The sequence below is a fragment of the Micromonospora sp. NPDC047644 genome (genome assembly GCF_040704315.1).
Classification (GTDB): Bacteria; Actinomycetota; Actinomycetes; order Mycobacteriales; family Micromonosporaceae; genus Micromonospora.
This window is the reverse complement of sequence record NZ_JBEYSY010000002.1, coordinates 261798-282024: the sequence shown is the minus strand read 5'-3', so window position 1 is coordinate 282024 and position 20227 is coordinate 261798. Positions and strand designations below refer to the sequence as shown.

The 20227-nt window shown below is 73.0% G+C and carries 18 protein-coding genes and 1 pseudogene; 3 read left to right on the top strand and 16 right to left on the bottom strand.

Annotated elements, in window-relative coordinates:
• Nucleotides 1–29: 29 nt before the first annotated feature.
• Nucleotides 30–1055 carry a sugar kinase gene (locus AB0877_RS04490; RefSeq protein ID WP_366606592.1) on the bottom strand — a complete coding sequence of 342 codons (1026 nt, stop codon included), beginning with the start codon at nucleotides 1053–1055 and terminating at the stop codon, nucleotides 30–32.
• 84 nt (nucleotides 1056–1139) lie between these two features.
• Nucleotides 1140–2003, bottom strand: coding sequence for a S1 family peptidase (locus AB0877_RS04485; protein ID WP_366606590.1), 864 nt, complete (start codon nucleotides 2001–2003; stop codon nucleotides 1140–1142).
• A 171-nt stretch (nucleotides 2004–2174) separates the two neighbouring features.
• On the opposite strand from AB0877_RS04485, the gene AB0877_RS04480 reads away from it, so the two are divergent.
• Nucleotides 2175–3353, top strand: a complete 1179-nt coding sequence (locus AB0877_RS04480; RefSeq protein WP_366606588.1) for a low temperature requirement protein A — start codon at nucleotides 2175–2177, stop codon at nucleotides 3351–3353.
• A gap of 10 nt (nucleotides 3354–3363) precedes the next feature.
• On the opposite strand, the gene AB0877_RS04475 is transcribed toward AB0877_RS04480, so the two are convergent.
• The 12 genes from AB0877_RS04475 to AB0877_RS04420 all read right to left on the bottom strand — a co-directional run bounded on the left by AB0877_RS04475 (nucleotide 3364) and on the right by AB0877_RS04420 (nucleotide 14520).
• Complete coding sequence (locus tag AB0877_RS04475; RefSeq protein ID WP_366606586.1) at nucleotides 3364–3936, bottom strand: nucleosidase; 573 nt, start codon at nucleotides 3934–3936, stop codon at nucleotides 3364–3366.
• A gap of 38 nt (nucleotides 3937–3974) precedes the next feature.
• Complete coding sequence (locus tag AB0877_RS04470) at nucleotides 3975–6698, bottom strand: Hsp70 family protein (RefSeq protein WP_366606584.1); 2724 nt, start codon at nucleotides 6696–6698, stop codon at nucleotides 3975–3977.
• Nucleotides 6699–6799: 101 nt separating this feature from the next.
• Nucleotides 6800–7258 (bottom strand): GNAT family N-acetyltransferase, encoded by a 459-nt coding sequence (locus tag AB0877_RS04465; RefSeq protein ID WP_366606582.1) that lies wholly within the window; start codon nucleotides 7256–7258, stop codon nucleotides 6800–6802.
• A 10-nt stretch (nucleotides 7259–7268) separates the two neighbouring features.
• Complete coding sequence (locus AB0877_RS04460; protein WP_366606580.1) at nucleotides 7269–8114, bottom strand: TetR/AcrR family transcriptional regulator; 846 nt, start codon at nucleotides 8112–8114, stop codon at nucleotides 7269–7271.
• 67 nt (nucleotides 8115–8181) lie between these two features.
• Nucleotides 8182–8730, bottom strand: a complete 549-nt coding sequence (locus tag AB0877_RS04455; RefSeq protein WP_366606578.1) for a DinB family protein — start codon at nucleotides 8728–8730, stop codon at nucleotides 8182–8184.
• A 53-nt stretch (nucleotides 8731–8783) separates the two neighbouring features.
• Nucleotides 8784–9524, bottom strand: coding sequence for a dihydrofolate reductase family protein (locus AB0877_RS04450; protein ID WP_366606576.1), 741 nt, complete (start codon nucleotides 9522–9524; stop codon nucleotides 8784–8786).
• On the bottom strand, nucleotides 9521–10213 hold the full coding sequence (gene ribA / locus AB0877_RS04445; RefSeq protein ID WP_366606574.1) for a GTP cyclohydrolase II: 693 nt from the start codon (nucleotides 10211–10213) through the stop codon (nucleotides 9521–9523). Before ribA ends, AB0877_RS04450 begins: the two co-directional genes overlap by 4 nt.
• A gap of 58 nt (nucleotides 10214–10271) precedes the next feature.
• Nucleotides 10272–11210: a lysylphosphatidylglycerol synthase transmembrane domain-containing protein gene (locus tag AB0877_RS04440; protein ID WP_366606572.1), complete on the bottom strand. Its 939-nt coding sequence runs from the start codon at nucleotides 11208–11210 to the stop codon at nucleotides 10272–10274.
• A 67-nt stretch (nucleotides 11211–11277) separates the two neighbouring features.
• Entirely contained in the window at nucleotides 11278–12096 is an 819-nt protein-coding gene (locus AB0877_RS04435; RefSeq protein ID WP_366606571.1) for a class I SAM-dependent methyltransferase, read from the bottom strand.
• Nucleotides 12093–13139, bottom strand: coding sequence for a glycosyltransferase family 4 protein (locus tag AB0877_RS04430; RefSeq protein WP_366606569.1), 1047 nt, complete (start codon nucleotides 13137–13139; stop codon nucleotides 12093–12095). Before AB0877_RS04430 ends, AB0877_RS04435 begins: the two co-directional genes overlap by 4 nt.
• A complete protein-coding gene (locus AB0877_RS04425; protein WP_357202916.1) occupies nucleotides 13136–13534 on the bottom strand; it encodes a 6-carboxytetrahydropterin synthase in 399 nt (132 codons plus the stop codon). The genes AB0877_RS04430 and AB0877_RS04425 overlap by 4 nt, the downstream gene beginning before the upstream one ends.
• Before the next feature lie 2 nt (nucleotides 13535–13536).
• Entirely contained in the window at nucleotides 13537–14520 is a 984-nt protein-coding gene (locus AB0877_RS04420) for a zinc-binding alcohol dehydrogenase (RefSeq protein WP_366606567.1), read from the bottom strand.
• Nucleotides 14521–14719: 199 nt separating this feature from the next.
• Between AB0877_RS04420 and AB0877_RS04415 the strand changes: the two are divergent.
• Nucleotides 14720–15832, top strand: a pseudogene (locus AB0877_RS04415) (choice-of-anchor A family protein); the annotation flags it as partial.
• A gap of 726 nt (nucleotides 15833–16558) precedes the next feature.
• A complete protein-coding gene (locus AB0877_RS04410; RefSeq protein WP_366607091.1) occupies nucleotides 16559–19567 on the top strand; it encodes a hypothetical protein in 3009 nt (1002 codons plus the stop codon).
• A 180-nt stretch (nucleotides 19568–19747) separates the two neighbouring features.
• Here the strand turns inward: AB0877_RS04410 and AB0877_RS04405 are convergent, their stop codons facing one another.
• A complete protein-coding gene (locus AB0877_RS04405) occupies nucleotides 19748–19921 on the bottom strand; it encodes a hypothetical protein (protein ID WP_181518580.1) in 174 nt (57 codons plus the stop codon).
• Nucleotides 19918–20160, bottom strand: a complete 243-nt coding sequence (locus AB0877_RS04400) for a flavin reductase (RefSeq protein ID WP_366607089.1) — start codon at nucleotides 20158–20160, stop codon at nucleotides 19918–19920. Before AB0877_RS04400 ends, AB0877_RS04405 begins: the two co-directional genes overlap by 4 nt.
• Between the last annotated feature and the right edge of the window lie 67 nt (nucleotides 20161–20227).

The following is a 20227-nucleotide window of genomic DNA, read 5'->3' as shown; positions in this document are numbered from 1 at the left end:
CTGGTCGGGTCGCAACCCGGCGGCCCGGCTCAGGTCGTCGCCCCCGGGTGGGTCAGGTCGAGCGGCGACCAGGCGTCGGCGGGGGCGTCGACGAGTTTCTCGAACCAGGCCCACGGCGGTACGGGGGCGTTGTCGCCGCTGCTCGTCAACGCCTGGGCCGCGACGAGGTGGCCGAGGCGCAGCCGTCGCACCGGGTCGAGGTCGCGGAGCAGCCCGGCCAGGTAACCGGCGGCGAACGCGTCTCCGGCGCCGACCGGCTCCACCACGCTCACCCGGGGCGCGGGCACGAAGACCGGCTCGGCGTCGCGGACCAGTGCGGTGGCGCCCACCGCGCCGTCCTTGACCACCACGGTCCGCGGATCGGGCAACAACTCTCGGACGGCCGTCGGGTCGGTGGTGCCCCAGAGGGTCTCCGCCTCGTCCTGCCCGACGAAGACGAGGTCGCAGCGGTTGGCGAGGTCGCGCAGCACCGGTGCGGCCTGCTCGGCGGACCACAGCCGGGCCCGGTGGTTGACGTCGAAGCTGACCAACGCCGGTGCGAGCGGCCGGTCGGTCACCGCGTGCTCGACAAGCGCCCGGCAGGACGCCGAGAGCGCCGGGGTGATTCCGGACAGGTGCAGCACCCGGGCACCGGCCAGCGCCGGGTCGGCCAGCGTGGCGGGGTCCATCCGGGCGGCCGCCGACCCGGCCCGGTAGTAGTGCACGGCGGTCCCCTCCGGGCCGGGGTCCTTGACGTACAGGCCGGTGGGGGCGGCCGGGTCCACGCAGACCTGGTCGACGCGGACGCCGGCGGCGGCGACGTGCCGGACGACGGCCCGACCGAAGGGGTCGTCGCCGACCCGGCTCACCCAGGTCGTCACGTGTCCCAGGCGGGCCAGGTAACCGGCCACGTTGGACTCGGCCCCACCGACGGAGACGGCGACCCGCTCGGCGTGCTCCAGCGGCTCCCCCGGCGCGGGGCAGAGCACCACCATCGTCTCCCCCACCGCTGCCACCTCGATCGACGGAAGGCCGGCCGGGTCGCTCGGCTGGTCAGGTCGGGGGGCGGTCGGCATCGGGCACACGTCCTCGCGGCGGGGGTGCTGGGCGTCGCCGAGCCTAGGTGTCCCGCGCGGGGCGGGCAAGCGGTGTCCCGCCGGTCAGGGCACCGTCAGCCCGTACGCGGCCAACACCTCCGCGATCGGCTGGTAGTAGGTGGTGCCGCCGGCCGTGCAGTTGCCGGTGCCGCCGGAGAGGATGCCGATGATCCTGCCGGTGGAGGCCACGTAGAGCGGTCCGCCGCTGTCCCCCGGCTCGGCGCAGATGTTGGTGCGGATCAGGCCGTAGATCACGCCGGTGGCGTAGTTGACGGTCTGGTTGAGACCGGTGACGGTGCCGCAGCGCACGCCGGTGGTGCTGCCGCTGCGGCACACCGCCTGACCGATGTACGCGCTGGCGGGGCCGTTGATGGTCAGCAGGCCGGGGTAGGTGTAGACCGCGCTCGGGTGGGCGATCCGGCCGGTGTAGCGGATCAGCCCGTAGTCGTTGGTGGGGTAGCTGGTCGCGGTGCGGGTGCCGAGCACCGTGGTCTGGGCGCTGTCGGCGTACCAGGTGGCGGCGGCGGCGGTGCAGTGCCCTGCGGTGATCACGTAGTAGGTGCTGCCGCTGCGCGCGTTCGCGCCGAGCGAGCAGCGCGCGCCACCGCCGCCGTAGATGCCCTGCCCGCCGGCGATCAGGGGGCGCAGCGTTCCGGGTTCGCGGCGCAGCAGCACGCCGGCCCGGTCGGTCACCACCCGCAGCGCGGCCACCTCGCCGGGGGCCACTGTGTCGTCGACGGTGAGGGTCATCCGGCCGGTGGCGGGGTCGAGACCCCAGGCGGTGCCCGCGGTGCGTACCCCGGTCAGCGTGGCCGTCGGGTCGGCGGCGGGCGCGGCGGCCCGGTCGGGGACGGCGGCCTGCGCCGCGCCGGGCGCGACGAGCAGCAGGGCGGTCAGGACGAGGGCGACCAGCGGGGAGCGGCGCATCCGAACCTCCGAAGAGATCGAGATTATTGGATGCGGTCAAGCATCGCCCGGCCTCCGACGCCCTGGCAACCTCCGGCCGCCCGCTTCCCCGGCCGGCGGGAATCGCCGATCCGGGGACGGGCCGCGCCGGCACCGCCGATAATCCTCTTAAGACAGGGCGGGAGGCCCGGCATGAGCACCGGAGGCACCGCGGCACTGGTACGCCGGCCGGACGGGTCGACCCGGGCCACCCTGCTGGAGTTGCTCTTCGACGTGGTCTTCGTGGCGGCCCTCGCACTGACGTCGACGCTGTTGACCGAGCACCTCTCCTGGTCCGGCGGCGCGAAGGTGCTGCTGATGTTGACCGCCATCTGGTGGACCTGGTCGGTCACCGCCACCACGACCGAGTTCTACGACCCGCAGCAGCGCCCCATCCAGTACATCCTGATGATCGCCATGGTCGGCTCGGTGGGGATGGCGGCGTCCCTGCCGATGGTCACCGACGGACACGCGTTGATCTTCGCGGTCGCGTACGTCGGTACGCACGTGCTGCGCGGCATCATCCTGATCACGTCGCTGCAACGGCAGCGCCACCGGGTGGCCACGATCCGGGCCGCCCGGTTCCTGTTCTGGTTCCTGGTGTCCGGTGTCTTCTGGGTCGCCGGCGCGGTGACCGGCGAGGTGAACTGGCCGCTCTGGGTCATCGCCATCGCGATCGACCTGCTCTCCGCGGCGGCCCGCTACCCGACACCCCGACTGGGCCGGGTGCCGATCGACCAGTACGAGCGGACCACCGGGCACCTGGGCGAGCGCTACCAGCAGTTCGTCATCCTGGCGCTCGGCGACATCATCCTGGTGCCCACCATGCGGGTCAGCCGTACCGACCTCGACGGCGTCCGGGTCACCTCGTTGTTCTGCGCGTTCGCCGTCATGCTGCTGATGTGGCAGGTCTACGTCTTCCGGGCCGGCGAGTTGCTGGAAGCCGGGGCGAGGGCGGGCCGGCCGGCGCGGGTGGCCCCGTACACCCATCTGGTGATGCTGGCCGGCGTGGTCGGCACGGCGGCCGCGTTCGACCTGGTCGTCTCGCAGCCGACCGGGACGACACCGGCGCGGTGGCTCCTGCTGATCATCGGCGGTCCGATCCTGTTCGTGATCGGCCGCGCGCTGTTCACCCTGTTGGTGTCGACGAAGCTGCCGTGGTGGCGGATGGGCTGCCTGGCTCTGCCGCTGCTGGTGCTGCCCTGGGTCGGTCACTGGCCGCCGGTGCTGGTCACCCTGGCCGTGGCGGTGGCGCTGGCGGCTCACGTCCTGCTCCCCGGAGCGGCCCGGGAGACCACGCCGGGCCTGCGGTTCCGGCAACCCGGCGACTGACCCGGCCCACTCAGGCGACGTGTCGGGCGGCCCACTCGGCGAGGTCCCGGGCGCACGCGTCCACCGACTCCTGCCAGCTCCGGGCGGCGCCGTCGCCGGCCTCGTCGCTGACCTGCTTGACCAGCCGGCACGGCACGCCGGCCTGCGCCGCGGCCCAGGCCACCGCGTACCCCTCCATGTCGACCAGGTCGGCGCGCCGCGCCAACCGGTCCCGCTCCGCGTCGTCGGCCACGAAGGTGTCACCGGTCGCGAGCACCACGCCCTCGGCGGCCAGCGACAGCGGCGCCCCGTAGGTCTCGCCGGTGAGCGTGCGCAGCAGGTCGGTGTCCAGGTCGTGCTGAAGCACTGTGGCCACCTCGTGGATGCCGGCCAACCCGGGGCGCAACGCGCCGGCCGTACCCAGGTTGAGCAGCAGGGCGGGGCGCGGCCCGGCGGCCAGCACCGCGGCCACCGCGCTGGCGGCGTTCACCTTGCCCATGCCGGTGAGCAGGACCGGCAGCTCGGGCGGCAGGTAGCGGGCCTCCTCCCCGACGGCGAGGACCACCAGCGGACGATCGGCGCGGACCGTACCTCGAAGATTCACCGGAGCATCGTACGAGCCGACCGGTGGGCCGTCGACTGTCAGTCGTCGGTGAAGCCGTACAGCACGAAGTCCTTCTCCGCGCCACAGGCGATCACGCGGGTGTTCCACGAGCAGGAGGAGCTGCGCACATCCTTCAGCTCACCCAACTCGTGGACCTCCCCGGACTCGGCCCACACCCCGGCCAGCACCCGGTTGTCCGCGACCACGCTGGGCGCCTTGGCGAAGACCAGCAGGTTGCCCGCGTCGAGGCGGACCGCCACTCCGCCCCGGTCCCGCAGCACCGGCTTGCCGGCGGCGTCGAAGACGGTGACGGTCGGCTCCGGCAGCTCCCGTTGGGCGAGCACCTGCTCACCCGACGGAACCAGAGCGGTCACGCCCGGCGCCGACCAGCTGACCATGCGCTCACCCTCGGTGACCGCCACCACCTCGGTGCGGGCGACGTCGTTGTTCGGCACCTGCAACAGGCAGGCCCGCCGCTCACCGCAGGCCACCAGTTCCTTCGGGCGGTACTCGTCGTTGCCGGAACGGTGCAGCACCACCGGCTCGGCGTCGGAGTTCAGGTCGTACGCGAGCAGTTGGTAACCACCCTCGTTGGCGGCGACGTACAGGCGGTCCTCGTGGGCGACCACCAGGTCGTCGAGGTCGGCGACGCTGCCCCACTGCCGCAGCACCGCGCCGGATGCCATGTCGAGCAGCCGCACCGACCGGTCCGCGCCCACCTGGACGAGTCGCCGCCCCTTGCCCGTCCACGGGTCGCGGGGCGTGCCGTCGAGGAAGGCCGGTCCGCCCGCTGCCGCGTCGGTGCCGACCGGGCGGACCACGGTACGGCCACCGGCGTACTGGCCGCGGGGGTTGGGCTCGGTCCACTTCGCCGAGCCGTCGGTCAGGCGCAGACCGACCAGTTCGTCGGCGGTCCGGTCCACCAGCACCGCCGTGTCGTCGGCGAAGTAGACGTCGTCGTCACCCCGCAGAAGGCGTTGCCAGCGCTGCTCGCCGGTGCGGCCGTCGAGGACGGCCAGCGGTCGGGGGGTGCTGTCGCCCGGCGCGTCGGCGAGGACCGCGACCGCCCCGGGGACGGCGACGATCGCCTCCCAGTCGTCGGCCCGCACGTCGGTCTGCTGGCGCCACAACTCGCGGCCGTTGCCCGCGTCGACGGCGACCACCTCCAGCCGGTCGTCCGGCAGCGCGAACGCCAGGTAGGCCCGGTCGTCGAGCACCGCCGTCCACATGTCGAGCGGCCGTTCGGGGCCGGCCGACAGGCGGGACAGCTCGCGCAGCGAGGCGAACTCCAGATCCGGGTAGCGGTCCCGGGTCAGGTAGAGCGTCGCCGCGGTGGCCACCCCGGCCAGGGCCAGCGCCGCGCCGAGCACCAGCCAGCGCGCCCGGGGCCAGCGGGTCGCGCCGGCCGGCGGGGTCGGGGTGGCGCCGGCCAGGCCCGGCCCCGGGGGCGGGCCCGCCGGCGGGGTGGATCCCGGCCAGGGTTGCGACGGTACGACCGGCGCGGGGGCTCCGGCGGGCGCGGGCGCACTGACGGGGCTCGGCATCGGCGGGCTCACGGGACGTGACGCGGGCGGGCTCACCGGAGGTGGTGCGAGCGGCGGTCCCGCGTACGCCGGGAGCGGCTTGCGCAGCGGCAGGTCGGTCAGAGCGCCCTCGGCCACCGGCAGCTCGGGCTGGTCCAGCACCGTCGGCGCGATCCCCAGCTCGGCGTGGAGCATGCGGGCCACCAGCGGGATCCGTGACGACCCGCCCACGAGGAACAGCCCGTCGAGCTGGTCGGGGCGCAGCCCGGCGGCGGCGATGACCTCCCGGGCCCGCTGCACCGCCCGGCGCAGCAGCGGCGTGGCCACCCGCTCGACGTCCGCCCGGGTCAGCTGGATCGTCTCGGCCACTCCGGGCACCGCTACCGGGGCGACAGAAGACCGGGACAGGGTTTCCTTCGCCCCACGTACCTCGTCCCAGAGCCGGACCTGGTCGCGGCGCTGCGCCGGATCCGCCGGTCGGGTGAGCCGGTCCCACTGCCCGGCGTGCCGCTCACCGACCAGCTCGCCGACCCGCCGCACCAGCGCGGCGTCGAGGTCCAGGCCGCCCAGGTCGGGCAGGCCACCGTCGGCGACCACGCTGAAGCCCGAGTCACCCCAGGGGTCCGCGCCCTCGTTGCGCAGCACGGCGACGTCGAGCGTCCCGCCACCGAAGTCGAACACCGCGATCGCCCCGCCGACCGGCACCGGGCGGTGCAGCACCTGCGTGTAGTACCGGGCGGCGGCTACCGGCTCCCGCAGCAGCCGGGTGCCCGGCGGCGTCGGCCCGGCGAGGGTGTGCTCCGCCGCCTGCGGCCAGCCCGCCCGCAGCAGCGCGTCGGCGAGGACCTGCCGCCGCGTCGCGTCCCAGGCGGCCGGGCAGGTGACCACTGCCGGTGGCAGGAAACCCACAGCGCCCACGGCTGCCCGGCCGACCGCCGCCAGCACCGCGGCCAGCAGGTCGGCCGGCGGGTACGCGCGGTCGCCGAGCTGCACTGTCGGCTCGTCCACCCGACGCTTGGGGTTCGCCTCGAACCGGGCCGGGTCGGCCTGCGCCAACCGGCGGGCGTCCCAGCCGGTGTGCAGGGTGCCGTCCGGGTCGGCGTACACGGCGGACGGACTGAGCGGTTGACCGTCCATCAGCAGCGGACGGGTCCGCCCGTCCGGCCAGCGCAGCACCGCGACGGTGTTGGAGGTGCCGAGGTCGATGCCGAGGGCGTAGCCCTCGTGCTGGCCTGCCATTGCCCGATACCTCCGCCGCGACGAGGGGAACTCGACCCCGCATCGTACGCAGGCCACGCCGCACCGCTGATCACTCGGTCCGGGGTGGCCGACGGGGTCGGTCAGTGGGTGGAGTGGACGCCCACCACCTCGTCCTCGCTGGTCTCCCCGGTGAGCTGGAACCCGAGTTTCAGGTAGAACTGCTCCGGGCCGTCCGGCCCCGGCTTCCACGTCGTGTGGACGCGGTCGTGCCCACGTCGGCGGGCCTCGCCGCGGACGGCCTGGACCGCGAAGCGGCCGTACCCGCGGCCCTGGTGCTCGGCGGCGATGTTCAGCCGCCACAGCCCCGAGCGCCTCTCGTCCGACCGGGCCGGATCCCACACGATGTCGAAGAAGCCCATCAGGAAGCCGACGATCTCGTCATCCTCGACGATCAGACGCGGCCACGCGATTTCGGGCTGCACGTACGCCTCGGCGAGGGACCAGGCAACCGGAGACGAGAACTTCTCCTGGTCGGGCCGCACGCTCACCTGGCAGGCGGCCTCCACATTGTCCTGAGTGATCGTCTCCAGTCTCGGCACGCCGGTCAGCCTACCGAGCGGGGCTGCCCAGCAGACCGTCGAGCAGACCGCGCAGACCGAACTGGAACCAGGTGTCCAGGTCGGTGTCGGGTCTGGTCTGTCCGGCCGCGGTCAGCCACTGTCGGTCCCGGGTACGGCCGGTCCGCTCCAGCCGGGTGCGGGTCGCCGACCACCAGGCGTGGTAGGTGGCGTCCCCGGGGTCACGCCTGATCAGCAGGGCCATCCCCTGGACGTAACCGCTGAGCGCCAGGTAGGCGCGGAACGCCTCGGCCGGTGCGTATCCGGCGGTGGTGAACGCCGCCACCACCCGGTCGACCATGGCGAGTACCGCCGGTCCGGTCGGCGGCCGGTCGGTGGCGAGGATCGCCAGCAGCCAGGGATGGCGGCGGTACATCGCCCACTCGTCCCCGGCCAACCGTTCGAGCCGTTGGCGCGGGTCGCGCGGTAGTGGCGCGGTGCCGGGCGCGCCGGTGGCGGCGATCTGCTCGGCCATCGCGGCGAGGAGGTCGGCCCGGTTGCGGACATGCCGGTACACGCCGTGGGCGGGCAGGCCGGCGCGTTGGGCGAGGACCCGCAGCGAGACGGCGTCCAGGCCGCCGGCGTCCGCCAGCTCGACCCCGAGGGCGACCAACCGGTGGCGCGGGTCGCCGCCGGTCGGGGCGGGCAGGTCCCGAATTCGACGCGGGCCGCTGGTGGGGCCGTGCTCGCGACGTCTCCGGTAGGCGCGGGCCTGACAGCTCCGGGAGCAGTAGCGGCGCGGGCGCCCCCGACCGGCGCTGACGGGCAGCTCCGCGTCGCACTCGACACACCGGGCTTCGAGCACCCCGCCTCCCATCTCGCGGAACGCGTCGGTCACCGTCGTCGGGCGGATGTGTCGTCGAGCGGGCGGCCGGCGCGGCGCACGATGGAGCCCCCCGGGTGGCTCACGGTCGGATCGGAGCGTCCGGATCGGCAAGTGCGGCGCGGAGCAGCCGGAGCTGCCCGATCTCCGCGGCGTTCTTCATCAGCTCGGAGTTGACCCAACCGATGGTGTGCGTGACGGTGTGGTCGGCCGCGTCCGGCCAGGGAAAGGTCGCGACGCGGTCGAGGTCACTGTCGCCGATCTGGTCGAGCAGACCCAGCCATTCGGTACGCAGGCCACGCAGCCAGGCGACGCTCGGCTCGCCCGCGCCCGGCCAGAGGACGGCCGTACGCTGCCGGGCTGGCACCCCCCGCAGATGGTCCATCGTCACAGTCCACCACCAGCCCAGGTGCCAGGTGAGCCAGGCGATGGTCGGCACCGGGACCGGGTCGGGTTCGGTGTCGGCCCAGTCCGGGGTCCAGGTGCCGTCGGTGCTCTGCCGCACCGACCAGCAGTGGGCGGCCGGCTCCCAGAGGTAGTCCGCCGAGTCGAGTCGCTCGAGATGGTACTCGAACAGCGACCACGTCAGGTCGAACTGCCAGCGCAGGAGGGACAGGGGCGGCACGGACATTCCGGGATTCTCGCGTGCCGCCGGTTGACCGTCCAGCGGATAACCCCGCCCCCTCACCCCATAGGGCGGGTGGCGGGCTCGCCGTCGGCGGCGGTGGGGCAGCGGTCGGAGAGGGCGTAGCGGAGCAGGACCACGTCGCCGATCTGGCGGGCCTCGGCCAGGCGGGCGCGGCGGCCCGGGTGCCAGGGGAAGCGGCCCTCCCCCACGAACCGGGGCGCCCGACCGTCACCGACGAAGAACGGGGCGACCACCAGGTGCAGCTCGTCGGCGAGGCCGGCGGCGAGGAACTGGGCGTGCACCGTCCCGCCGCCCTCCACCATCAACCGTTGTACGCCCCGCGCGGCCAGGTCGGTCAGCAGCCACCCCGGGTCGACAGGCTCACCGGCGTCGACCACGGTGGCCAGCCGCCCGACCCGCTCCTCGGTCTTCTCCAGCGCGCCCGTGGCGCAGTAGACCAGCCGGGCCGAATCCCCGGCGGTGAAGAAGCGGGCGGTCGGGTCGAGGTCACCCTGCGCCGTCAGGGTGACTTTGGTCGGTGAGGCGGGCCGACCGGCCGCCACCCGCTCGGCGCGGCGGCTCGGCGAGCGCACCAGCAGCCGAGGGTCGTCCCGCCGGACGGTGCCGGCGCCGACCAGGATGGCGTCGCAGCTGGCCCGAACCGCGTCGACGCGGTCCAGGTCCTCCTCGTTGGACAGCAGCAACCGCTGCTCGGACGCATCGTCGATGTACCCGTCGATCGAGGCGGCACAACTCAGCAGCACGTACGGCCGCGTGGGCCCCGGCCGCCAACTCATCGGGAGACGGGCCGCTCAGGAGTACGACCCGCGAGCACATCCGCCGCCTCGACCGCCTCGACCTCCGCCGCCTTGGCGGCCTTGGCCGCCAGGTAGCCGGCGTTGGCCGGCGACAGGAAGACGCTGGTGAGCACCCGTTCGGCGACGTCCACGCCCAACCGGGTCAACTGCTCGGCCTTGTCCGGGTTGCTGCTGAGCAGTCGGACCCGCGGCACACCCAACGTGGCCAGCATCTGCGCGGCGACGGTGTAGTCCCGCTCGTCCTCGCCCCGGCCCAGCGCGACGTTGGCCTGGTAGGTGTCCAACCCCGCGTCCTGCAACGCGTACGCGTCGAGTTTGGCGTACAGGCCGATGCCCCGGCCCTCCTGTCGCAGGTAGAGCAGGAAACCGCCGGTCTCGGCGATGCGCTGCACCGCCTCGCGCAGTTGCGGACCGCAGTCGCAGCGTTGGCTGCCGAACACGTCGCCGGTCAGGCACTCGCTGTGCGGGCGGACCAGCGGGGCTGCTCCCCCGGCGCTGAGCCGGTCCAGGGCACCCGCCCAGTCGCCGAGGCCGAGGGCCAGGTGCTCCCGACCGTCCACCAGGCCCTTGAAGGTGAACACCCGGGCCGTCGTGGTGTAGCCGTCCGGAAACGCCAACGGCACCGTGACCTGCGTGCGGATCGAGGCAACGGGCAATGCTTCGGGCATGGGACTCCTCTGTCCGGCGCCACCGTCGTCCGGCGACGCGTACCGTCTCACAACCGACTCAACATCCGCCGCCGGAGGCGGCTTCCCGGGCGGCGAGGGGAACTCGACGTCGACGGGCCAGCAGCACGGCAGCCCCGGGCAGGCTGGCCACCAGGACCAGTGCGCCGTAGACGGTGGCGGTGGCGACGCCCTCGGCCGCGCTGAGGCCGGCCGCGCCGAACACCCATGCCGCCACCCCCTCGCGTGGCCCGAAGCCGGCCACGTTCAACGGTAGGCCCATCGCGAGCAGTGCCAGCAACGTCAACGGCAGCAGGCGGGACAGCGGGGCGTCCGATCCGGCGGTGCGCGCCGCCACCAGGAAGGTCGCGAGGTGACCGGCGACCATCACGGCCGAGGCGACCAGCACTCCGAACCAGGTACGCCGCGCCAGGAGCCCCGACCGTACGTCCGCCACGGCGGTGCGCAGTGCCGTCGCCCAGCGCGACCCGCCACCGTTCGGGAGGACCCGGGCCACCAGCACCACGGCCAGCCCACCGGCGACGAGCAACGCGGCGGCGACCGGCAGGTACGGGCGGACCGGGGACGGGAAGGCGGCGAGCACCACCAGCGCGACCCCGACCAGGACCACCTGCCCGGCGGCGCGTTCCCAGACCACCGCGCGGATGCCCCGGCTGACGTCACCGGCGTCGCGGCCGTGGCGTACCGCGCGGTGCACGTCGCCGAGCACCCCGCCGGGCAGTGTGGCGTTGAGGAAGACGGCCCGGTAGCAGTGCGCCACAGCGGTCGCCAGCGGCAGGCGTACGCCGAGGCCACCGGCGACCAGGCTCCACCGCCACGCCGCGCAGACCGTGGTGAGCACACCGATGACCAGCGCCGCCGCCAACGCCGGCGCGTCGATCAGTCGCACTCCGGCGAGGAACGGGCCGCTGCCCACCTGCCACAGCAGGACGGCGAGCAGACCCACCCCGCCGACCACTCGTGCCCAGGCCCAGAACATCGGCGCTGGCCCTCCCCTTTGAAGATCGTCCACTTGCCCTAGTCCACGTACCCAGGGCGTGAACGGTTCATCCACCGGCGAGGAGGTCAGTGTGTTCGACAATCACCGTGAGCCGGCCGGCCGCCGCCTCGGCCAGCCGACGGCGGGCGTACGCCTGGGTGGGTTCGGCCAGGTCGGGGCGCTGCTCGCAGGCGGCCCCGAGCCACCCTCGGAACCATTCGGCAACCAGGTCGGCCTGCTCCGGGCCGAGACGCCACGGGCTGGGCCGTTCCCGCACGTCGACGCCGTGCCGGGCGAACGCGGCGGCGGTGGCGGCGACGGCATCCGGGCCGAGCAGCCGCCGGCCCTCGACGGTACGCCGCTGGTGGTCGTTGAACGCGGCCTCGACCGCCTCGTCGAGCGGGTCGGCCGGGGTGAACCGGACCCGCCCGGTGACCGAGATGGCGAACAGGGCCGGCCGGCCGACGCACGCCGCCACCACCCGGTCGACCTCGTGGGCGGTGAGCATGTCCAGCAGCGCGGACGCGGTGACCAGGTAACCGTCGGCGAGGTCGGCGGCGGTCAGCCGGGTGAGGTCGCCACAGCGGGTGTGGACGGTGACCGGGGCGCCGTCGGCGGCGGTCACCCCCCGCATGCCCTCGGCGGCGCGGGCCAGCAGGTCGGCGTCGCGGTCGTGCAGCACCCAGTGCTGGGGTCCGGGCAGCCGGGCGGCCAGCCAACGGCTCATCGACCCGGTGCCGCTGCCCAGGTCGTGGATCACCGTCGGGGTGTCCCCGGCCAGCCGGCCCCGGACGGCATCCACCAGGTCCTCGGCGCGCGCCGCCGCGTCGGCCGGCTCACGCAACCGCAGCCAGTCGGCGAACGGCAGGGTCTCCTCGGCGGTCATTCCGCCACCTCCTTCAGCACTCCGGCCAGCAACGCGGTGGTAACCGGCCAGTCGGTCAGGGTGTCGCGCCGGGCGAGAGCGGCACGACGCAGCCGGGCGCGCAGCCCGTCGTCGTCGAGCCAGCGGATCAGGGCGGCGGCCAGCGCCGCCGGGTCACCGGGTGGGACCAGCAGTCCCGGGCGCTCACCGTCGGGCGCCTGACCGAGCGCCTCCGGCAGCCCGCCCACCTCGGTGGTCAACACCGGCAGGCCGCGGGCCAACGCCTCGGTGACGACCATGCCGTACGTCTCGCCCCTCGACGGCAACACCAGCAGGTCGGCGGCGGCGTACGCGTCGTCCAACCCCGCGCCGGTCACCGGGCCGACCAGTCGCACCCGCTCGGTGAGGCCCGCTCCGGTCAACCGGTCGCGCAGCCGGCGCACGAGATCCGGTTCCCGGGCCAGAGTGCCCGCGCAGACCATCGTCCAGGACCTGCCGACCAGCGTGGCCATCGCGTCGACCAGCACGTCGTACCCCTTGTGGTGGGTGACCGCCGCGACGCAGAGCAACCGGTCGCCGGCCACCGAGCCGGCCGCGGGCGGCGCGGGCCGCACCCCCGGCGGCGCGGCCCGCACCCGGCCGGCGAGGGCCGGGTGCCGGGCCAACAGGGCGCGGCGGGTCCACTCGCTGGTGGTGACGACGGCCCGGGCGGTGGCCAGGGCGCGGGCCTCCGGCTCGTCGTCCAGCGGCAGGTGTACCAGCAGCACCAGGCGCAGCCGACGGGCGTGCGGGGCGAGCAGGTCCGGCACGGCCGAGGCGATCAGGCCGTCGATCAGCACCACGGCGTCGTCGGGCGCGGCGGCGAGCACCGCGCCCAGCGTCGCCCGGTCGGTCGGGTCGGGGTGCGGCCACGCGCCGGGCACCTGATGCTCGCGCACCGACCAGCCGCGCTCGCCCAGCCCCGCGCAGATCCGCCGGTCGTAGGAGTTGCCGCCGCTGGGCGTGGCCGGATCGTCGATGTCACCGGGCAGGACGACGTGTACCGCCCGGCCCGCATCGGTCACAACGACCGCTCGTAGCTCGCCCAGGCGATGTGCGACTCGTGCAGGGTGACAGTGATGCCGCTCAGGTCACGCGCCCCGGCCCCCAGCTCACCGGCGTGCACCCGCTCGACCAGCCGGTCCGCGACCGTACGGGCCAGCACCTCCGTGGTGGTGTTCACCCCCGCGAAGGCCGCCTCGTCGTCGAGGTTGCGGTAGGTCAGCTCGCTCAGCACGGCCCGCAGCTGCTCGGTGGCCAGGCCGATGTCCACCACGATCCCGTCGGCGTCCAGGTCGGGGCGGCGGAACGTCGCGTCCACGACGAACGTCGCGCCGTGCAGCCGTTGGGCGGGCCCGAACACCTCGCCTCGGAAACTGTGGGCGATCATCATGTGGTCCCGAACGGTCACGCTGAACACTGTCACTCTCCGTCTTCGTAGGTGATGAGGTGGCAGAGCGCGGGCAGGTCGCCCGAGGTCAGTCCGGCGAGCACGTCGGGCAGCTCCGCGAAGCGCGACGCGCCGGTGATCAACGCGTCGAAGGCCGGGTCGTCGAGCAGGTCCAGGGCGAGCGCCAGTCGGTCGGCGTAACTGCGCCGTCCCCGTCGGGCGGGTGCCACCATGCCGACCTGGCTGCTGCGCACGCTGAGTCGACGGGAGTGGAACGCACCGCCCAGTGACACCTGCACCGGGCGGTCGCCGTACCAGCTCAGCTCGATGACCGTGCCCTCCGGGGCGAGCAGGTCCAGTGACTGTTGCAGGCCGGCGGCGGTGGCGCTGGCGTGCACGACCAGGTCCCGGTCACCGCGGGCGTCGGCCGGGCTGGCGAAGTCGACACCGAGGGCCCCGGCCACGCCGGCCCTGCGCGCGTCGGTGTCGACCAACTCGACGTGCACGCCGGGAAACCGGGCCAGCAGCGCCGCGACGCAGCAGCCGACCATGCCCGCGCCGATGACGGTGACCCGGTCGCCGACCAGCGGCGCGGCGTCCCACAGCGCGTTGACGGCGGTCTCCACAGTGCCGGCGAGCACCGCTCGGGCGGCCGGCACCCCCTCCGGCACCGGGACCACGGCACTCACCGGCACGACGTACGCGCTCTGGTGCGGGTGCAGGCAGAACACCGTTCGCCCGAGCAGCACCGGCGGGCCCTGCTCGACGACGCCGACGCTGAGGTAGCCGTACTTCACCGGGCCGGGGAACTCGCCCTCCTGAAACGGCGCGCGCATGGCGGCGTACTGGTCGGCGGGCACCCGGCCGGCGAAGACCAGCGTCTCGGTGCCCCGGCTGACCCCGGAGTAGCGGGTCCGGACCAGCACCTCGTCAGGGCCCGGGGCGGTCAGCGACACCGGCCGGATCTCGGCTACGCCGGGTTCGCGCACCCAGCAGGCGTACGCCTCGCGGTTCACCGTCGCGCACCTCAGCTCTGCTCCGGGGCCGAACCGATCGGCCGTGTCGGGTCCCCGGTCGGGGGTTGTCGATCATAAACACGGAAGTTCGGTACGCACAGTTCGAAGCTCGTCCGGCAGGACCGACATTCAGACAAAACCGGCATAAGGGTGCTTCTGCCCCTATAGGCTCCCCTGGCACATTTGAACCAACGGGGGCGTGATGAGGAATTCGTGGTGGGGCAGCCGCAGGTCACGGGCGACGGCGCTGACCGCTGTCGCGGGTGTGCTGGCGCTCAACGGTCTGCTGGTGCCGGCTGGGCCGGAGCGCATCAATCCGGTGCTGGCCGCCGTCGACGAGGCCATCGGGCCCGTCGACCCGGTCGCCGAGGCGCTGAGCTTCGGGGTGATGACCGAGGGCAACGCCACCGTGAACAACGACGAGAACGAGGGAACCCTCGCCGTCGGCGGTGACCTCACCTTCGGCAACTACCAGCTCGCCGGGGTGACTGCCGGATCGTTCGTGGTGCCCGGCGACGCCAACCCCAGCGCCCTGGTCGTGGGTGGACGGGTCAACTTCGCCGGCAGCGTCGGCGGCAGCCGCCTCCAGGTGCTCTCCAACGGCTACGCCAAGGTCGGCAACCTGACCGGCGCCGTCGTCCGTAACACCGACAACAACGGTGCCCAGGTCAACACCCGGATCCTGCCGACGAACGACTACGACGCCTCGCCCCGCGTCGAGTTGGTCACCCGGCAGCCGGTGCCCAGCGTCGGGCCGACCTCGCCGATCAACTTCGCCGGCGCGTTCGCCGCCTTCCGGACCACCACGGCCGGGCTCGCCACCTGCGACAACACCGTGGTGCTGCGGACGCCGAACGGTGACGTGCTGCCCCGACCGATCCCGCCGGGCAGCAACGCCGTCGTCACCCTGACCCCGGGCGTGACGAACGTGCTCAACCTGAGCGCCACCGACCTGGCCAACATCGCGATCCTGACCTTCGCGAGCCAGCCGACCGCCGACACGCCACTGCTGGTCAACGTGGACACCACCGGTGTGGGCAACACGTTCGCCTGGACCGCCCCGAACTTCGCCGGAATCGGCGGGCCGCAGGCGCGCTACGTCCTGTTCAACTTCCCGACCGCCACCGCGCTCACCCTCACCCCGAACGCCGCCACTGTCGAAGGCACCATCTACGCCCCCAACGCCAGCCTCACCGACCTCTCCTCCAGCAACACCGAGGGCAGCGTCATCACCCGTACGCTCGACCACCGCGGCGGCGAGATCCACTACTTCCCGTTCAGCACCACGCTCGCCTGCGAGGGTGCCACCCCGGCCGACATCGCCCTGATCAAGTCGTCGACCACCACGCTGATCACCACCGTCGGCCAGCAGGTGCCGTACTCGTTCCACGTGGTCAACACCGGCGGCACTCCGCTGACCAGCATCTCCGTCACCGACGTGCAGACCCCGCCGTCGTCGAACGCCAACCTCGGCCCGATCACCTGCGCCGCCACCACACTGGCGCCCGGAGCGCAGACCGCCTGCACGGCCACCTACACCGTCACCCAGGCCGACCTCGACAACGGCGGGGTCACCAACGTCGCCACCGCACAGGGCAGCCCACCGACCGGTCCACCGGTCGTCTCCGGCCCGAACTCCCTGACCATCCCGGCGCAGGCGCTCACCGCCGCCGTCAGCGTGGTCAAGTCGTCCACCACCACGTCGATCACCACGGTCGGGCAGCAGGTGCCGTACCGGTTCCTGGTCGCCAACACCGGCGGCCTGACCCTGAGCAACGTGGCCGTCACCGACGTGCAGACCCCGCCGTCGTCGAACGCCAACCTCGGCCCCATCACCTGCCCGGTCACCACCCTCGCGCCCGGCGCGAGCACCACCTGCACCGCCACCTACACCGTCACCCAGGCCGACCTCGACAACAACGGCGTCACCAACGTCGCCACCGCGCGGGGCACTCCGCCCGGCGGCGGTACGCCGGTCACGTCGCCGCCGTCGACGCTGACCATCCCCGAGGCCGGCCTGCTCGCGTCGATCGCCATCATGAAGACCTCGACCACCACGTCGATCACCACTGTCGGCCAACAGGTGCCGTACCAGTTCCACGTGCTGAACACCGGCGGGTTCACCCTCACCGGCGTCAACGTGACCGACGTGCAGACGCCCCCGTCGTCGAACGTCAATCTCGGCCCCATCACCTGCGCCGCCACCACCCTCGCGCCGGGCGCGCAGACCCTGTGCACGGCCACCTACACCGTCACCCAGGCGGACCTGGACAACGACGGCGTCACCAACGTCGCCACCGCGCACGGCACCCCGCCCAGCGGCACCCCTGTCGACTCGACGCCAGCGACGCTCACCATTCCGGAGAGCGGTCTGGTCGCCTCCATCGCGATCCTGAAGTCGTCCACCACCACGTCGATCACCACAGTCGGGCAGCAGGTCCCGTACCGGTTCGACGTGGTCAACACCGGCGGATTCACCCTCACCGGCGTGACCGTGACCGACGTGCAGACCCCGCCGTCGTCTAACGTCAACCTCGGCCCGATCACCTGCGCCGCCACCACCCTCGCGCCCGGCGCCACCACCACCTGCACCGCCACCTACACCGTCACCCAGGCCGACCTGGACTTCGGCTCGGTCCGGGACAGCGCGACGGCGCAGGGCACACCGCCCGGCGGTCGGCCGCCCGTGCAGTCGCCGCCCTCGACGCTGACGATTCCGAGCGACGTGGTCGTTCCCGGCATCTCACTGGTGAAGTCGTCCACCACCACGCAGATCAGCAGCGTCGGCCAGCAGGTGCCGTACCAGTTCCTGGTGGCCAACACCGGCGGCGTGACCCTCAACGACGTGAACGTGACCGACGTGCAGACCCCGCCGTCGTCGAACGCCAACCTCGGCCCGATCACCTGCGCCGCCACCACCCTCGCGCCAGGGGCGAACACCACCTGCACCGCCACCTACACCGTCACCCAGGCCGACCTCGACAACGACGAGGTCACCGACGTCGCCACCGCGCACGGCACACCGGCCGGCGGTGACAACCCGATCGACTCGACACCGTCGACGCTGACCATCCCGGCGGCAGACCTGATCCAGTCGATCTCGTTGCTGAAGTCGTCCACCACCGTCTCGATCACCACGGTCGGTCAGCAGGTGCCCTACCGGTTCCTGGTGGCCAACACCGGCACCGTGACGCTGTCCAACGTGAACGTGACCGACGTGCAGACCCCGCCGTCGTCGAACGCCAACCTCGGCCCGATCACCTGCGCCGCCACCACACTGGCACCCGGCGCGAACACCACCTGCACCGCCACCTACACCGTCACCCAGGCCGACCTCGACAACAACGGGGTCACCAACGTCGCCACCGCACACGGCACACCGCCCGGCACTGAGGAGCCCATCGACTCGCCACCGGCGACGCTGACCATCCCGGACGCCGGGATCGTCGCCAGCATCCAGGTGGTGAAGACCTCCACCACGGTGTTGATCGACGTGGTCGGGCAGCAGGTGCCGTACCGGTTCCACGTGGTCAACAACGGTGGGCTCACCCTGACCAACGTCAACGTGACCGACGTACAGACCCCGCCGTCGTCGAACGCCAACCTCGGCCCCATCACCTGCGCCGCCACCACCCTCGCCCCCGGGGCGAGCACCACCTGCACCGCCACCTACACCGTCACCCAGGCTGACCTCGACAACAACGGCGTCACGAATGTCGCCACCGCACACGGCACACCGCCGGGCGGGGGTACGCCCGTCGACTCCCCGCCGTCGTCACTGACCATCCCGCAGTCCGGGCTCGTCGCCATCATCGAGGTGATCAAGTCGACGACCACGGTGGCGATCGCCGCGCCGGGTCAACAGGTGCCGTACACCTTCCTGGTCGTCAACAGCGGCGGCTTCACGCTCACCAACGTGACAGTCAACGACACGGTGCTGCCGCCGTCGGAGCGCGGTGTGCTCGGGCCGATCACCTGCGGCCCGCAGAACATCCCGAACGGCGCGGTGACCTTGTCGCCAGGTGCCTCCATCCAGTGCCGGACGACCTACACGGTGACCGCGGAGGACTTCACCGGCTCGTCGCTGCGCAACGTCGCCACTGCCACCGGTACGCCGCCGTTCGGGCCGCCGCCGGTCTCCCCGCCGTCGCCGGTGGACATCCCGATCCCGCACCCGGCGATCGCCATCACCAAGTCGGTGACGCCCACTGTGGTGTCCGCGGCCGGTGACGTGGTCACGTACCGGTTCGTGGTGAGCAACACCGGCACCACATCGCTCAGCGCGGTGACGGTCGACGAGACGGAGTTCTCTGGCACCGGGACACCCGGGGCCATCACCTGCGGCACCCCGCCGGTCGCCAATGGCACGGTCACCCTGGCCGCCGGAGAGAGCACCACCTGCACGTCGACCTACGCGGTCACCGCCGCGGACATCGAGACCGGCCGAATCACCAACACGGCGGTCGCGGCCGGCACCCCCCCGACCATTCCCGGTCAGGACCCACCCGCACCGGTACGCTCCGCGCCGGCCTCAGCCGAGGTCACGGCCACCCGGGGCGCGGCGATCACGGTGGTGAAGTCGAGCAGCACCGCCAAGATCGTCCGGCCGGGGCAGCACGTGCCATTCCAGTTCGTGGTCACCAACACCGGTCAGGTGCCGCTGACCGGCGTGACGATCACCGACGCCCCGACCGCACCGGCCTCGGCGGCCAACCTCGGCCCGATCACCTGCGGTCCGGAGCGGACCCCGAACGGCGCTGTCACCCTTGCCGCTGGCGCGGCCGTGACCTGCACGGCGACGTACACAGTCAGCAAGGCCGACTACCACCACGGGTCGCTGCGCAACACCGCGACAGCGACCGGCACTCCGCCGGGCGGACCGGCGCCGATCTCACCCGAGTCCACGATCACCATTCCGGTGAAGGGCAAGCTCCCGGTTACCGGCACGTCGTTCCCGGCCGGGCTCTGGATGGGTGCCGGCGTGCTGGCGGTGCTCCTGGGCGCGGCGCTGCTGCTGGTCGTCCGGCAGCGCAGACTCCGCGCCTGACGCGGACCTGATCGCGGGGGTCGGACCGGAGGGGAACCGGTCCGGCCCTCGCGGCACCCCGCCATGACCACGCGGCAGCTGAAAGGCCGGTCGGGTCAGGCTTGACGCGGGGTCGGACGGCCTACTGGAGCGCCTCTCGGGCTGGCACGGTTGCTGTACCTCGTTGCGGTACCGCTGGCCTCAGATGAGGCGCTGGATGCGGACCTTGGGGCGCTCGTTCCTGAGGTGGCCGTGCTTGTGCTGGCGGACCTGTTCGTCCCAGACCTCTTGGTCGTAGTCCGGGTCCGGTGGGATCCACTTGTGCGAGCCGTCGCTGTAGTGGAACTTCTCGTCACCCGGCCGCAGGATGCTCACCGGGTCCAGCCGAGGAATCGGTAGTGCAGGTGGCCGGCGGGGACGTGGGCCAGATCCTGTGCGGCGTGGACGAGATGGGCGGCCAGGTAGAGGGCTAGTGACACCGGTGCTGGGTCGTACTCGGCTCGCAGCTCTCGGCGCCGGGTCTGGCATGGCCACTGCCCCGCACAGCCGCCGCACGTCCAGGCCGGCTTGATCGGGTGGTGAGTGGTCCCTGCGGGCCGTCCTGGCTTGGCCAGTGACCGCGGTTGATCGGGATGCGGTGGCGGCTTCGGCATGGCAGATCGCCTCCGCATCGGCAGACCC

Bases quoted from the DNA above. Each gene is read 5' to 3' on its own strand.
- AB0877_RS04490 (WP_366606592.1), bottom strand. From the start codon at position 1,055: ATGCCGACCGCCCCCCGACCTGACCAGCCGAGCGACCCGGCCGGCCTT.
- AB0877_RS04485 (WP_366606590.1), bottom strand. From the start codon at position 2,003: ATGCGCCGCTCCCCGCTGGTCGCCCTCGTCCTGACCGCCCTGCTGCTC.
- AB0877_RS04480 (WP_366606588.1), top strand. From the start codon at position 2,175: ATGAGCACCGGAGGCACCGCGGCACTGGTACGCCGGCCGGACGGGTCG.
- AB0877_RS04470 (WP_366606584.1), bottom strand. From the start codon at position 6,698: ATGGCAGGCCAGCACGAGGGCTACGCCCTCGGCATCGACCTCGGCACC.
- AB0877_RS04455 (WP_366606578.1), bottom strand. From the start codon at position 8,730: ATGTCCGTGCCGCCCCTGTCCCTCCTGCGCTGGCAGTTCGACCTGACG.
- AB0877_RS04450 (WP_366606576.1), bottom strand. From the start codon at position 9,524: ATGAGTTGGCGGCCGGGGCCCACGCGGCCGTACGTGCTGCTGAGTTGT.
- ribA (WP_366606574.1), bottom strand. From the start codon at position 10,213: ATGCCCGAAGCATTGCCCGTTGCCTCGATCCGCACGCAGGTCACGGTG.
- AB0877_RS04440 (WP_366606572.1), bottom strand. From the start codon at position 11,210: ATGTTCTGGGCCTGGGCACGAGTGGTCGGCGGGGTGGGTCTGCTCGCC.
- AB0877_RS04435 (WP_366606571.1), bottom strand. From the start codon at position 12,096: ATGACCGCCGAGGAGACCCTGCCGTTCGCCGACTGGCTGCGGTTGCGT.
- AB0877_RS04410 (WP_366607091.1), top strand. From the start codon at position 16,559: ATGAAGACCTCGACCACCACGTCGATCACCACTGTCGGCCAACAGGTG.